The organism is Microbacterium sp. NPDC060132, from assembly GCF_042729675.1.
Taxonomy (GTDB): Bacteria; Actinomycetota; Actinomycetes; order Actinomycetales; family Microbacteriaceae; genus Microbacterium; species Microbacterium sufflavum.
On record NZ_JBHWXU010000002.1, the window covers coordinates 143,930 to 157,681 of the forward strand.

Below are 13,752 nucleotides of genomic sequence, written 5' to 3' on the forward strand. Positions count from 1 at the left end.
CACCGATCGTAGCGGTGCGCGGGGGCGCGTCGTGGACGGTCGCCGCGGCGGGATCAGGTGTCGCGCAGGACGGCCTGCCGGGCGGCGACGGCCTCGCGCACCGCGTCGTACAGCGGGTGTTCGGGGTCGAGTCCGGTGGCGCGGGTCGTGAACGCTCCGGCGTCCTCGCTGCGCAGGAGCGCCTGGATCTCGACGGACTGCTCATCCGCGGGGTCGTCGAACTCGAGAGCGGCGGCGACGGCGGCCACCAGCGCCCCGGTCGGCAGCCCGCGCTCCGCGGCCATCGCGGCGGGGCCGATGAAACGCTCGTGGCGGGAGATCTTGCGCAGCGGCTGCCGCCCCACGCGCTGCACCGTGTCGACCAGTTCCGGGTTGCGGAACCGGTCGAGGATCGTGGCGCGGTACGCGGCGAGCTCGGCCGGATCGAGACCGTGCACCGCCGCGAGCACGGCCGATGTCTCCTGCAGTGCCGCGGACACCCGGGCGGCGATGTCGGGGTCGGCCAGCGCGTCCGAGATGCGCTCGATGCCCGCGCGAGCGCCGAAGTACGCGGTCGCGGCGTGTCCCGTGTTCACCGTGAACAGCTTGCGCTCGATGTACGGCGCGAGGTCCGCGACGAAGTGCGCCCCCGGGATGTGCGGCGGCGCCTCCCCGAACGGCCCCGACTCGATGGCCCACTCCACGTACGGCTCCACCGTGACGTCGACGCCCGCGCCCTCGGGCTGCGCGGGCACGATGCGGTCCACCGCGGTGTTCGCGAACACCGCGCGCGACAGCAGGGCCTCGGCGTCGGGCCCGGCGGCCGCGGCGACCTCGGCGCGCAGCTGGTCGGTGGCGCCGATCGCGTTCTCGCACGCCATGACCTGCAGCGGCGCGGCCGAGGGGGAGCGGAGCGCGAGCCCCGCGACGATCGACGGCGCCACGAAGCGCAGCACCGTCGGTCCCACGGCCGTGGTGACGACGTCCGCGGTCGCCACCTCCTCCGCGACGGCATCGGGGTCGGTGCGGCTGTTCACCGCGCGGAACCCGGTGACGACGTGATCGGTCCCCCCGGGGCCGGCCTCGTGCACGGTGTACTCGTCGACCGCGTTGATGGCGTCGACGAGAGCCCCGGCGACATCCGAGAACACGACCTCGTACCCGCCCTCGTGCAGCAGCAGGCCGACGAATCCGCGCCCGATGTTGCCGGCCCCGAAGTGGACCGCCTTCATGCCTCGTTCACCTCCGACAGGAGCGTGTAGAGCTCCTCCGGGGTCTGCGCCGCGGCGAGCTTCGCGACGTCGTCCTCGTCCGAGAAAAGGATCGCGATGCGCGACAGGATCTCCAGGTGCTCGTCACCGTCACCGGCGATGCCGATCACGAAGGTCGCCTGCTCGCCGTCCCAGTCGACGCCGCCGTCGTAGCGCACGACCGAGAGGGCCGAGGCGAGGATGGCGTCCTTCGCGTCGTTGGTGCCGTGCGGGATCGCGAGCCCGTTGCCCATGTAGGTCGACACGGTCTGCTCGCGCTGCCGCATCGCGTCGACGTAGGCGGGGGTGACCGCTCCGGCGGCGACGAGGATGTCCGTCGCCTCCTGGAGGGCGTCGTCCCGCGTCGCACCCGACGGGTGGATCCGGATCTGCTCGAGGGTGAGCACGCTCATTCTTCGTCCTTTCGCTGTTCCCTGACCATCTCGACGACCTCTTCGTACTTCGGCGAGTTCATGAAGTTGTCGACGGAGACGTGGATGGAGTTCGGCGACTTCGTCTGCGCCCGCTCCGTGAGCTGCTGCTGCGTGATCACCAGGTCGGCGGTGCCGTCGAGGTTGGCGATCGCCGCGTTGGTCACGGTGACGCCCTCGATCCCGGCCTTCTTGATCTTGTTGCGGAGCACGCTGGCGCCCATGGCCGAGGAGCCCATGCCGGCGTCGCACGCGAACACGATCGTGGAGATCGGCCGGTCGGCGACCGCGGTCGCGGGCGCCTCGGTCGCGGCGGTGGCTGTCGCAGCGCCCGACGAGGTGCGCAGCGCGTCCATCGCGGCGGACGACTTGCCCTTGTTCGCCTCGGTCTGCGCGATCGCCGCGCCGAACGTGTCGCCCTCCGCCGCGAGGTCGCGCTTGCGCGAGGCCCGCAGGATCACGGCGGTGAGCAGGAACGTGACGGCGGCAGCGAGGATGACGGACAGGTAGACCACGAGCAGGTTCGCGACGCCGGGGCCGATCGCCGCGGCGGTCACCGCGATGATGCTGCCGGGCGCCGCCGGGAAGGCCAGGCCTCCGCCGAGGAGCATGTTCGTGGTGACACCGGTCGCTCCACCCGCGATCAGGGCGAGGATCGTCGCCGGCTTGCTCAGCGCGTACGGGAAGTAGATCTCGTGGATGCCGCCGAAGAACTGGATGATCGCGGCACCGGGCGCGGACGCCCGCGCGGCACCGACCCCGAAGAAGCTGAACGCCAGCAGCAGGCCGATGCCCGGACCGGGGTTCGCCTCGATGAGGAACAGGATCGACTTGCCGGTCTCGGTCGCCTGCTCGATGCCGAGCGGGGTGAACACGCCGTGGTTGATGGCGTTGTTGAGGAACAGCACCTTCGCGGGCTCGACGATGATCGACACCAGCGGCAGCAGGTTCAGTCCCACGAGCCAGTCGACGGCGGCGCCCAGCGCGGTGCTGATGCCGAGCATGACCGGTCCGAACGCGAAGAAGCCGACGATCGCGAGGATCATGCCGAGGATGCCCGCCGAGAAGTTGTTCACGAGCATCTCGAACCCGGGGCGGATCTTGCCGTCCCACAGGCGATCCATCTGCTTCGTGAGCCATGCGGCGATCGGTCCCATGATCATGGCGCCGAGGAACATCGGGATGTTCGTGCCGACGATCACGCCGACCGTGGCGATCGTGGCGACGACGCCACCGCGCTCGCCGTAGACCAGGCGGCCCGCGGTGTTGGCGATCAGCAGCGGCAGCAGGTACGTGACCATCGGGCCGACCAGCCCGACGTACGCCAGGATGTTGCCGCCGTCTCCCTCGGCCACCGCGGTCATGGCACCCTGCCAGCCGATCACGGCCGAGTCGCCGCCGCCGCCGATGATCTCGGCGACCCCGGCCCAGTGCCAGCCGAAGGGGCTGTCCGCGCCGAAGAAGCCGGCGGGGATGAAGAGCATCGTGATGAAGCCCCAGGCGATGAAGGCCGCGATGTTCGGCATGATCATGCCCGAGAGGAAGGTGCCGAAGCGCTGGACACCCAGGCGGAGGCCGCCGGGTCTCGTGGCGGCAGGTGACGTCGTCGTCATGATGTCGTCTCTTTCTGGTGAGGGGGGAGTGCCGCGGCGAGGGTCGCCACGGCGGTTCGGGCGGAGGAGGCGTCGTCGGCGTCCAGCGCGGCTTCCGCCAGGCTGAGCGCGTCGGATGCGGTGCGTTCGGAGAGGGCGCGGCGCACGTCGGCCAACGCGGACGGCGCCATCGAGAGACTGGTCGCCCCGAGACCCACGAGCACGACGGCGAGGAGGGGGTCGGCCGCGGCCTCCCCGCAGATGCCCACGGGCTTGCCGAGACGGGCACCGGCCGCGCCGACCTCGCGCACCAGGCGGAGCACCGCGGGGTGCCACGGGTCCTGGAACGACGCGACCGAGCCGAGCAGGCGGTCGGCCGCCATCGTGTACTGCGTCAGGTCGTTGGTGCCGATCGAGGCGAAGTCCGCGTGGGCGAGCACCCGGTCGGCCAGCAGGGCGCTGGACGGGACCTCGACCATGACCCCGGCGGTCTTCAGCCCGTACTCGCGTGCGAGCCCCGTGAAGTACACGGTCTCCTCGACCGTCGCGACCATGGGCGCCATGACCCACAGGTCGGCGTCGGTCTCGGCGTCGGCTTCCGCGAGCGCCGTGAGCTGCTCGCGCAGGATGTCCTCGCTCGCCCGCAGCGCCCGGAGGCCGCGGAGCCCCAGGGCCGGGTTCTCCTCGTGCGCGTCGTTGAGGAAGGCCAGGGGCTTGTCGGCGCCCGCGTCGAGCATGCGCACCACGACCTTCCGGCCGGGGAACGCCGCCAGGAGCTCGCGGTACGACTCGCGCTGCTGCGCCACCGTCGGGGCCTGGGACGCCGAGAGGAACAGGAACTCGGTGCGGAACAGCCCGACGCCCTCGGCCCCCCGAGCGACCGCATCGGCGGCGTCCGCAGGCTTCCCCAGGTTCGCCAGCAGCGCGATGGGCGTGCCGTCGGCGAGGGCGCCGGGAGTGGCTGGTGCATCGACGGCCGAGCGTCGGGCCGCGGCGCGCTCCGCGGCTCGGGCGAGGGCCTCGGTGCTGGGCTCGCGGGTCACGACCCCGGCAGCGGCGTCGACGATCACGGTCTCGCCCGTGGTGAGGGCGGTGCCCTCGGACGCCCCGACGATCGCGACGATGCCCTTCTCACGGGCGAGGATCGCGGTGTGCGACGTGGGGCCGCCGTCGGTGGTGATGAGCGCGAGCACCTGGTCGAGGTCGAGCAGCGCGGTGTCCGCCGGGGCGAGGTCGCGCGCGACCAGCACGAACGGGTGCCCGGGGTTCGGCACGCCGGGGGCGTCGACCCCGCGCAGGCGGGCGAGCACGCGCTGGGCGATGTCGTCGAGGTCGGCGGCGCGCTCCCCGAGGTAGCCGCCCACGGCCTCCAGCGTCGCGCGGAACCCGGCGAACGCGTCGTGCACGGCCCACTCCGCGGTGGCGCCGCCGTCGATGCGGGCATCCACCTCGTCCTGCAGCGTCGGGTCCTCGGCGATCATGGCCTGCGCCTCGAGCACCTCCTGCGCCGCTCCTCCGGCGGCCTCGCCGCGCGCGGTCAGCTCCCGCGCCACCGTGGCGACGGCCTCGCGGGCTCGCGCGCGCTCGGCATCGGCGCCCGCGGTGCTGGGCGAGTCGTCCGGCGCCGGCAGCGCCTCGGTCATCCGGACGACCGGTCCCTGGGCGACGCCGAGGCCGATTCCCACCCCGCGCAGCTCGCTCATCCGGCCGCGTCCTGATCGTGATCGGTGGTCAGCAGCTCGGTGAGCGTGTCCAGCACGTCCTCCGCGCCGTCGCCCTCGGCCGTGAGCGTGACGTAGTCGCCGTGCTCGACCGCGAGCGCGATGACGCCGAGGATGCTGGCGGCGTTGACCGGCTTGCCGGAGTCCTTCGCGATGGTCACAGCGAGACCGGAATCCTTGGCCGCCTGCGCGAAGATCTTCGCGGGGCGGGCGTGCAGGCCGTGCGAGGAGCCGATCCGGACGGTGCGAGTGGCGGTCATGGTGTTCCTTTCGGTGTCTCGCCGGCGTCGGCGAGGATCGAGCGGGCGAGCCGGAGGGTGCGGCTGCCGTCGCGGTCGGCGAAGACGTCGTCGGGCAGCAGAGCCACCGGGCCGTCGGCGGCGCGGCGGATGTCGGCGAGCCGGTCGCCGAGGTGCGGGCCGATGAGCACGAGGTCGTGGCGCCCTGCGGCGACGGAGCTCTCCGTTCCGGCCGCCGCATCCCAGTCCAGGCCGACGGATTCCGCCGCCCTGCGCAACCGCTGCGCGACGAACGTGCTCGACGCGCCAGCGCCGCACACCACGAGGATCCTCATCGATGCCGCCTTTCCTGAGAACAGTCTGAGAACGCGGAGCGGGGTCGCGCCAACACGTTCCTTTCCGCCCCTGCGGAACCTCGGTTTCCGCGCGCCCCGCCCGTCGGGCTGACATCATGGAGACACGTCGGACAGTGCGGTCAGCACGCCAGAGCAGGGGGAGTCATGTCGCGCCAGCGCCAGGATCAGCTCCTCGCGCTGCTGCTGCGGCAGGAGGGCTGGGCGACCGCCGGGAGCCTGGCCGACCTCCTCGGCGTGACCCCGCGGAGCATCCGGTCGTACGTCGCCGCCCTCAACGCCCGCACGCCCGGCGCGGCCGTGGTGGAGTCGGGACCCGCCGGCTATCGCGCGGGGTCGGGCGCCCGGGGCGCGCAACGGGTGCGCCAGGGCCGCGAGGCCACGCCCCGCGACCGGTTGCACGCGCTCGTGCGCATGCTGCTCGACGCGCCGGAGGGCGTCGACGTGTTCGACGCCGCCGACGAGCTGCACGTGAGCGAGGCCACCCTGGAGGCCGACCTCGTGCGCGTGCGCGGTCTGCTCGACGGCACCGACCTCACCCTCGACCGCTCGCGCGAGATCGTGCGGCTGCGTGGCGACGAGGCGGCCCAGCGGCGGCTGCTCAGCCGGCTCGCGCACGACGAGATGGACGACGCGTCCTTCCACCCGGAGGTGTTCCGCCGCGCGCTGTCCGGCACGGCGGTCGATCCGCGGGCGGTCGCGCCCTTCAAGTCGGCCCTGGTGGGGGAGCTCGGACAGCTCGGCTACTACGTCAACGAGCTCGCGATCGCCGACGTGCTGCTGCACATCGCGATCGCCGCGGAGCGGGTGGCCGCCGGGCGGTCACTCGACACGCCGCCGACCGGGGCCAGGCCCGAGATCCCTCGCGTCGGCGCCGTGATCGCGCGTCTCGCCGCCGAGCACTTCGGCGTGATGCTCGGCGAGGGCGACAGCGCCCACCTCGCGTCCCTCGTGCTCACACGCATCGTGGCGCCGGGCGGCGACGAGACCCGCGAGGTCGCGCGCAGCGGAGTGGCGCCGGAGGTCGACGCGGCCGTGCGGGCCGAGATCGCCAGGGCCGCGGACGACTTCCAGGTCGACCTGGTCGACGAGACGTTCGTGCTGCGGCTCGCGCTGCACGTGCAGAACCTGCGGCGACGGGCGGAGGAGAGCGCCCTCACGCGCAACCCGCTCACGCGGTCGCTCAAGACCACGTATCCGATGATCTTCGAGGTGGCGGTGTCGATCGCGAGCGGGCTGCACGACCGCCTCGGCACCCCCGTCCACGACGACGAGATCGCCTACATCGCGATGCACGTCGGCGGGCGTCTCGAGCGCAGCCGCAAGGCCGAGTCGATCCTCACGGCGACGATCGTGTGCCCCGGCTATTACGAGCTGCACGAGCTGCTGCGGTCGAGCGTCGACCGCTCCCTCGGCTCCGCGATCGAGGTCACGAGCGTCGTCACGAACGTCGACCCCGACTGGGCGTCGTTCGACACCGACCTGGTGCTCAGCACGATCGAGCCCGGCTCACCCGGTGAGCGGTTCGTGCGCATCCAGCCGTTCCTCACCGACGCCGACGTCGACCGCGTGCAGCAGGCCGCGGCCCGCGTCCGCCGCGGCCGGCGTCTCACGCGGCTGCGGGCCGAGCTGGCGCGCTACTTCCTGCCCGACGCCTACGTCTTCCCGCTGCCCGATGCGGGGGAGGAGGAGATCATCCGGCTCCTCGGCGCGCGGCTGGTGGCGGCCGGACTGATCGGCGACGACTACGTGGAGAACACGATCGTGCGCGAACGCCTGTCGTCCACGGCGTTCACCGACGCGCTCGCCGTGCCGCACGCGCTGCAGATGACGGCCACCCGCACCGCGATCGCGATCGGGGTCGCCGAGGGGTCCGCGGCCTGGGGCGATGCCCGCGTGCAGGTCGTCGCGCTCGCCGCGTTCAGCGAGGGCGACCGCGCGGCCTTCCAGACCGTGTTCGAGCAGCTCGTCGAGGTGTTCAGCGAGCGCGACAGCGTGCAGCGCATCGTGCGGCGCGGCACCACGTTCGAGGCGTTCCTCGACGAGCTGGTGGCGGTGATCGACGGCTGAGCTCAGCCCCGCGGTGCGAGCACGTCGGCGAGCCGGTCCAGCAGCGTCTCCGCGGCGGGGGATGCCGCCGTCTCCAGCACGACGGCATCCCCCGGCACGATCGCGAGGTCCATGACCGCCAGCACGCTGCTCAGGTCGACGGTCGTCCCGTCGGCGGTGCGCAGCGTCACCGGGCGGTCGTGCGCCTGCACGAGCCGGACGATCTCGGCGACCGGGCGCGCGTGCACGCCGTTGTGCGCGCTCACGACGACGGTCCGCTCGGGCATGGTCAGGAGCGCTCGTCCAGCAGGGCGCGCACTCCGGCCTCGAGCTCGGCGACGGCCGCAGCCGCTCCCTCCGCCGAGTCGCCCCGCGCATCGATGTACACCTTGAGCTTCGGCTCCGTGCCGCTCGGGCGGACGATGACGCGCGAGCCGTCACTCAGCCGGTACCGGAGCACGTCGCCCGACGGCTGACCGTCCGCGGCGTTCAGCAGGTCCTCCGCCGAGGCGATGGAGCGCCCGCCGATCTGCGTGGGCGGCAGGGTCCGCAGCGCCAGCATGACGGTGCCGATGAGGGCCAGATCGGCCACGCGCACCGACACCTGGGCGCTCGCGAAGTGCCCGTAGGTGTCGCCGAGCTCGCGGAGCAGGTCCGCGATGGTCGCGCCGCGCCCGCGCGCCTCCGCGGCGAGCCCGAGCAGCGCCACGGCGGCGGAGATGCCGTCCTTGTCCCGCACGGTCTCGGGGTTCACGAGGTAGCCGAGCGCCTCCTCAAAACCGAACACGATGCCCGGGGCCCGCGAGATCCACTTGAAGCCGGTGAGCGTCTCGTGGAAGTCGAGGCCGTGGTGCGCGGCGACCGCGCCGAGACCGGGGGAGGAGACCAGCGAGCAGGCCAGCGAGGCTCCAGGCGTGCCGGCGGCCGCACGGGCGGCGCGGGCGCCGAGCAGCAGGCCCACCTCGTTGCCGGTGAGCCGGCGCCAGCCCTCCGGCGCGGTGTCGTCGGGAATCGCCACGGCGAGCCGGTCGGCGTCCGGGTCGTTCGCGAGGATGAGGTCGGCGCGCGTCCGCCGGGCCTTCGCGAACGCGAGGTCCATGGCACCCGGCTCTTCCGGGTTGGGGAACGACACCGTGCGGAAGGTGGCGTCGGGGCGCAGCTGCTCGTCGACCACGAGCGGCTGCGGGTAGCCCGCGGCCTTCACGATGCGCGACACCGTCTCCCAGCCCACGCCGTGCATGGCCGTGTACACCCACCGCAGCCCGACCGCGTCGTCCGGAGCCGGGGCCACGGCGGCGGTCGCGGCGATATAGGCCTCGACCACGTCTTCGCCCGCCGTCTCGTACTCCGTGGAGCGCGGCAGCGACCGCACGTCTCCGGCGTCTGCGACCCGCTGAATGTGCGCGGCGATCTCGGCGTCCGCGGGGGCCACGATCTGCGAGCCCTGGTCGGCGCCGCCGAGGTACACCTTGTAGCCGTTGTCGTTCGGCGGGTTGTGGCTCGCCGTCACCATCACCCCGGCGGCGGCGTCGAGGTGGCGTACGGCGAAGGCCAGCACCGGGGTCGGCAGCAGGCGCGGCAGCAGGATCGCGCGCAGTCCCGCCCCGGCGAAGAGCTCGGCCGAGTCCTGCGCGAACACCCGGGAGTCGCGTCGGCCGTCGTAGCCGATCACGACGGTGGGCGTGCCGCCCCCCGCGCGCTCGCGGAGGTAAGCGGCGAACCCGGCCGCGGCCTGGGCGACGAGCACCCTGTTCATCCGGTTGCTCCCGGCGCCGAGCTCACCGCGCAGTCCGGCCGTGCCGAACGCGAGCCGACGGCCGAAGCGGTCGTCCAGGTCGGCGACGGCCGCGGCGTCTCCCGCGGCGGCCCTGGTCACGACGCCGGCGAGTTCGTCCCTGGTCTGCGGGTCGGGGTCCTGCCGCAGCCAGGCGCGGGCCTGCGCGAGCCGCTCCTCGCTCACAGGGCCTCGACCACCCTCGCCAGCAGTGCGGAGATCACCGGCTCCGCCTCCCGCCCGGCCTCGATCACCTCGGCATGGCTGAGCGGTGTCTGCTGGATGCCGGCGGCGAGGTTCGTGATGAGCGAGAACCCGAGGATCTCCATGCCCGCCTCGCGCGCCGCGATGGCCTCCAGCGCGGTGGACATGCCGACGATGTGCCCGCCGATCGCCTTCGCCATCTGCACCTCGGCCGGGGTCTCGTAGTGCGGACCGCGGAACTGCGTGTAGACGCCCTCGTCCAGGCCGGGGTCGATGCTCCGAGCGACGTCGCGCAGACGCTTCGCGTACAGGTCGGTGAGGTCGATGAACGTCGCCCCCTCGAGCGGCGAGTCGGCGGTCAGGTTGATGTGGTCGCTGATCAGCACCGGCTGGCCGGGCTTCCAGGTCTCGCGGATGCCGCCGGCACCGTTGGTGAGCACCATGATCTTCGCCCCCGTCGCAGCGGCCGTTCGCACGCTGTGCACCACGCGACGCACGCCGTGGTTCTCGTAGTAGTGGGTGCGCGCGCCGATCACCAGCACGTTCTTCCCGCCGGGGGTGCGGATGCTGCGCAGCGTCCCGACGTGTCCCTCGAGGGCGGGCTTGGAGAATCCGGTGACCTCGGTCGCGGGGATCGTGGCGACCGTCTCGCCGATGAGGTCGGCGGCCTTGCCCCAGCCGCTGCCGAGCGTGAGGGCGATGTCGTGCTTCTCGACGCCGGTGAGGCGCGCGATGTCGGAGGCGGCCGCGGCGGCCACCTCGAACGGGTTCGCGGAGGGGTCGTCGAGGGGGTTGCTGTGCGTTTCAGGCATGGATCCACTCTAGGAAGGTGCAGGCTCGGGGGCCAGGATTGGGGAAGAATGGAAAGCATGTCTTCCACCACTTTCGAGCGCACTCAGCGCGTCGCCGTGCTCGGCGGCGGACCCGGCGGTTACGAGGCGGCCCTCGCGGCCGCCCAGCTCGGAGCCGAGGTCACCCTGGTCGAGCGCGTGGGGGTGGGCGGCTCGGCCGTGCTCACCGATGTGGTGCCGTCGAAGAGTCTCATCGCGACCGCCGACGCCGCGGTCGCGATCTCCGAGGCGAGCGACCTCGGCGTGAACTTCTACGCGAAGGGCGAGAACGGCAAGCCGCTCAAGCCCGAGATCGCGATCAACCTCGCCGCGGTCAACAAGCGGCTGGTCGCGCTGGCCGGGCAGCAGTCCGAGGACATGCGCACGACCCTTCTCGACGCGGGCGTGCGCATCCTCTCCGGCCACGGTCGTCTGGAGGGTCCGAACGCGATCGTCGTCTCGACGGGGGAGCGCGGCACCGACTTCGACCGCGTCGAGGCGGACACCATCGTGGTCGCTGTCGGCGCGTCGCCGCGCGAGCTCGACTCCGCCAAGCCCGACGGCAGGCGCATCCTCACGTGGACGCAGCTGTACGACATGAAGGCGCTTCCCGAGCACCTCATCGTGGTCGGCTCCGGAGTCACCGGCGCCGAGTTCGCCTCCGCCTACATGAACCTCGGCGCGAAGGTCACCCTCGTCTCCAGCCGCGAGCAGGTGCTCCCCGGCGAGGATCAGGACGCCGCCCGGGTGCTCGAGAAGGTGTTCAAGCGCGGCGGCATGCAGGTGCTGTCGAAGTCCCGCGCCGAGAAGGTGGAGGTCACGGGCGACGGCGTGACGGTGACGCTGTCCGACGGCCGCACGGTCGAGGGCAGCCATTGCCTCATGGCGGTCGGCTCGATCCCGAACACCGCGGGCATCGGTCTGGAGGAAGCGGGCGTCGAGCTCGACGACTCCGGCCACGTGCGCGTGAACCGGGTGGCCCGCACGTCGGTGCCGAACGTGTACGCGGTGGGCGACTGCACGAACTTCTTCCCCCTGGCCTCGGTGGCCTCGATGCAGGGCCGCACGGCGGTGTTCCATGCCCTCGGCGACATCGTGATCCCGCTCGAGCTCATCAAGATCACGTCGAACATCTTCACCGCCCCGGAGATCGCCACGGTCGGCTACGGGGTGAAGGACGTGGAGGACGGCCTGGCCGACGGCATGGTCTACAAGCTGCCCCTCGCCGCCAACCCGCGCGCGAAGATGATGGGCATCAAGGACGGGTTCGTCAAGCTCATCGCCCGCAAGGGCTCCGGCACCGTGATCGGCGGCGTGATCGTCGCGCCGAAGGCGTCCGAGCTGATCTACCCGATCGCGATCGCCGTCGAACGGCGCCTCACGGTCGACCAGGTCTCGCGCGTGTTCGCGGCCTACCCGTCGCTGTCCAGCAGCATCACCGATGCGAGCCGGGCCATGCACCTGGTGAACATCTCCTGAGTCCCGCTCCTCCGGACACACAGGAAAGGGCACCCCGCTGCGGCGGGGTGCCCTTTCCTGTGTGTTCCGGGTGTCAGCTGATGGTGAGGAGCTGGTGCCCGGCGGACACCGTGGCCCCGGCGTCGGCGTTGATGTTGCCCACGACGCCGTCCTTGTGCGCCTGCAGCGGCTGCTCCATCTTCATGGCCTCGAGCACGACGACCAGGTCGCCCTTGACGACCTGCTGGCCGTCTTCGACCGCGACCTTCACGACCGTGGCCTGCATGGGCGACTTGACGGCGTCGCCGGAGGCGCCGGCGTTCGCGGTGGTGGTGTGGCTGCGGCGCGACGGCGGCACGACAGCGGGCCGTCCGGACGAGCCGGCGGAGACCGCGACGCGGTCGGGGAGGCTCACCTCGAGGCGCTTGCCCCCGACCTCGACGACCACCGTGTGCCGTGCACCTGCGGCGGCGGGGGACTCCAGTTCGCCGTCCCACGCGGGGATGTCGTTGTCGAACTCGGTCTCGATCCAGCGCGTGTAGACGCCGAAGTCGCCGTCCTCCGCCGTGAAGGCGGCGTCGCGCACCACCTTGCGGTGGAACGGGATGACGGTGGGGAGACCCGCGACCTCGAACTCGTCCAGGGCGCGGCGCGAGCGCTCGAGCGCCTCGGCACGGTCCTTGCCGGTGACGATGATCTTCGCGAGCAGGGAGTCGAAGGCGCCAGAGACGGAGTCGCCAGCGGTCACGCCGGAGTCGAGGCGGATCCCGGGGCCGCCGAACGTCTTGAACACGTGGATCGGGCCCGGCTGGGGGAGGAAGCCGCGACCCGGGTCCTCGCCGTTGATGCGGAACTCGATCGAGTGGCCCTGCGGCTGGGGGTCGTCGTAGTCGATGGTGCCGCCCGCGGCGATGCGGAACTGCTCGCGCACGAGGTCGATGCCCGTGACCTCCTCCGACACCGGGTGCTCGACCTGGAGGCGCGTGTTGACCTCGAGGAACGAGACCGTGCCGTCGGCGCCGATCAGGAACTCGCACGTCCCCGCGCCCACGTAGCCGACCTCCTTGAGGATGGCCTTCGACGCGGTGTAGAGCTGCTCGTTCTGCTCCGGGGTGAGGAACGGGGCCGGAGCCTCCTCGACGAGCTTCTGGTGACGGCGCTGCAGCGAGCAGTCGCGCGTGGAGATGACGACGACGTTGCCCGCGGCGTCGGCCAGGCACTGGGTCTCGACGTGGCGCGGCTTGTCGAGGTACTTCTCGACGAAGCACTCGCCGCGACCGAAGGCCGCGACCGCCTCGCGCGTGGCCGACTCGAACAGTTCGGCGACCTCGTCGAGCTCACGGGCGACCTTGAGCCCGCGTCCGCCACCGCCGTACGCGGCCTTGATGGCGATGGGCAGGCCGTACTCCTTCGCGAACGCCACGACCTCGTCGGCGCCGGCGACGGGGCCGGGGGTGCCGGGGGCGAGCGGGGCGCCGACCTTCTCGGCGACGTGACGCGCGGTGACCTTATCGCCGAGGGCCTCGATGGCCTCGGGCGACGGGCCGATCCAGGTGATGCCCGCGTCGATCACGGCGCGCGCGAACTCGGCGTTCTCGGCGAGGAAGCCGTAGCCGGGGTGCACGGCGTCGGCACCGGCGCGGCGGGCGACGGAGAGGATCTTGTCGATCTGGAGGTAGGTCTCGGCGCTGGTCGAGCCGCTCAGCGCGTAGGCCTCGTCGGCGAGACGCACGTGCAGCGCGTCACGGTCCTGGTCGGCGTAGACGGCGACCGAGGCGATCCCGGAGTCGCGTGCGGCACGGATGATGCGGACGGCGATCTCGCCGCGGTTGGCGATGAGCACCTTGGCGATTGCAGGCATGCTTGCCAGCC

The 13,752-nt window shown here is 72.3% G+C and carries 12 protein-coding genes; 2 read left to right on the plus strand and 10 right to left on the minus strand.

The annotated features are described in order from the left end of the window. Nucleotides 1-53: 53 nt before the first annotated feature. Genes ACFWCH_RS17180 through ACFWCH_RS17205 form a run of 6 tightly spaced genes read right to left on the minus strand, consistent with a single transcriptional unit; the run spans nt 54 to nt 5,547 of the window. A complete protein-coding gene (locus tag ACFWCH_RS17180) occupies nt 54-1,211 on the minus strand; it encodes a mannitol-1-phosphate 5-dehydrogenase (protein WP_378803920.1) in 1,158 nt (385 codons plus the stop codon). Further along, the gene (locus ACFWCH_RS17185; protein WP_378803921.1) at nt 1,208-1,642 is read right to left on the minus strand and encodes a PTS sugar transporter subunit IIA; all 435 of its coding nucleotides are present in this window, start codon (nt 1,640-1,642) and stop codon (nt 1,208-1,210) included. The genes ACFWCH_RS17180 and ACFWCH_RS17185 overlap by 4 nt, the downstream gene beginning before the upstream one ends. Further along, nucleotides 1,639-3,273, minus strand: coding sequence for a PTS mannitol transporter subunit IICB (locus tag ACFWCH_RS17190; RefSeq protein ID WP_136030346.1), 1,635 nt, complete (start codon nt 3,271-3,273; stop codon nt 1,639-1,641). The genes ACFWCH_RS17185 and ACFWCH_RS17190 overlap by 4 nt, the downstream gene beginning before the upstream one ends. Next, complete coding sequence (ptsP, locus tag ACFWCH_RS17195; protein WP_247639043.1) at nt 3,270-4,955, minus strand: phosphoenolpyruvate--protein phosphotransferase; 1,686 nt, start codon at nt 4,953-4,955, stop codon at nt 3,270-3,272. Before ptsP ends, ACFWCH_RS17190 begins: the two co-directional genes overlap by 4 nt. After that, on the minus strand, nt 4,952-5,233 hold the full coding sequence (locus ACFWCH_RS17200; RefSeq protein ID WP_136030342.1) for an HPr family phosphocarrier protein: 282 nt from the start codon (nt 5,231-5,233) through the stop codon (nt 4,952-4,954). The genes ptsP and ACFWCH_RS17200 overlap by 4 nt, the downstream gene beginning before the upstream one ends. Further along, nucleotides 5,230-5,547: a PTS sugar transporter subunit IIB gene (locus tag ACFWCH_RS17205; RefSeq protein WP_136035488.1), complete on the minus strand. Its 318-nt coding sequence runs from the start codon at nt 5,545-5,547 to the stop codon at nt 5,230-5,232. The genes ACFWCH_RS17200 and ACFWCH_RS17205 overlap by 4 nt, the downstream gene beginning before the upstream one ends. Before the next feature lie 165 nt (nt 5,548-5,712). Between ACFWCH_RS17205 and ACFWCH_RS17210 the strand changes: the two genes are divergently transcribed. Further along, nucleotides 5,713-7,635 carry a transcription antiterminator gene (locus ACFWCH_RS17210; RefSeq protein ID WP_206253138.1) on the plus strand — a complete coding sequence of 641 codons (1,923 nt, stop codon included), beginning with the start codon at nt 5,713-5,715 and terminating at the stop codon, nt 7,633-7,635. Between the two features lie 2 nt (nt 7,636-7,637). Here the strand turns inward: ACFWCH_RS17210 and ACFWCH_RS17215 are convergent, their stop codons facing one another. From ACFWCH_RS17215 to ACFWCH_RS17225, 3 genes are read right to left on the minus strand one after another with little or no spacing between them, the layout of a single operon-like run. Then, the gene (locus ACFWCH_RS17215; RefSeq protein ID WP_136030335.1) at nt 7,638-7,901 is read right to left on the minus strand and encodes an HPr family phosphocarrier protein; all 264 of its coding nucleotides are present in this window, start codon (nt 7,899-7,901) and stop codon (nt 7,638-7,640) included. Between the two features lie 2 nt (nt 7,902-7,903). Continuing rightward, complete coding sequence (locus ACFWCH_RS17220; RefSeq protein WP_136035526.1) at nt 7,904-9,574, minus strand: phospho-sugar mutase; 1,671 nt, start codon at nt 9,572-9,574, stop codon at nt 7,904-7,906. Next, complete coding sequence (locus ACFWCH_RS17225; RefSeq protein ID WP_136045840.1) at nt 9,571-10,404, minus strand: purine-nucleoside phosphorylase; 834 nt, start codon at nt 10,402-10,404, stop codon at nt 9,571-9,573. The genes ACFWCH_RS17220 and ACFWCH_RS17225 overlap by 4 nt, the downstream gene beginning before the upstream one ends. Nucleotides 10,405-10,452: 48 nt before the next feature. Between ACFWCH_RS17225 and ACFWCH_RS17230 the strand changes: the two genes are divergently transcribed. Beyond that, nucleotides 10,453-11,901 carry an NAD(P)H-quinone dehydrogenase gene (locus ACFWCH_RS17230; RefSeq protein ID WP_136030329.1) on the plus strand — a complete coding sequence of 483 codons (1,449 nt, stop codon included), beginning with the start codon at nt 10,453-10,455 and terminating at the stop codon, nt 11,899-11,901. A 73-nt stretch (nt 11,902-11,974) separates the two neighbouring features. On the opposite strand, the gene ACFWCH_RS17235 is transcribed toward ACFWCH_RS17230, so the two are convergent. Then, complete coding sequence (locus ACFWCH_RS17235) at nt 11,975-13,741, minus strand: biotin carboxylase N-terminal domain-containing protein (RefSeq protein ID WP_136030327.1); 1,767 nt, start codon at nt 13,739-13,741, stop codon at nt 11,975-11,977. Nucleotides 13,742-13,752: the final 11 nt, after the last annotated feature.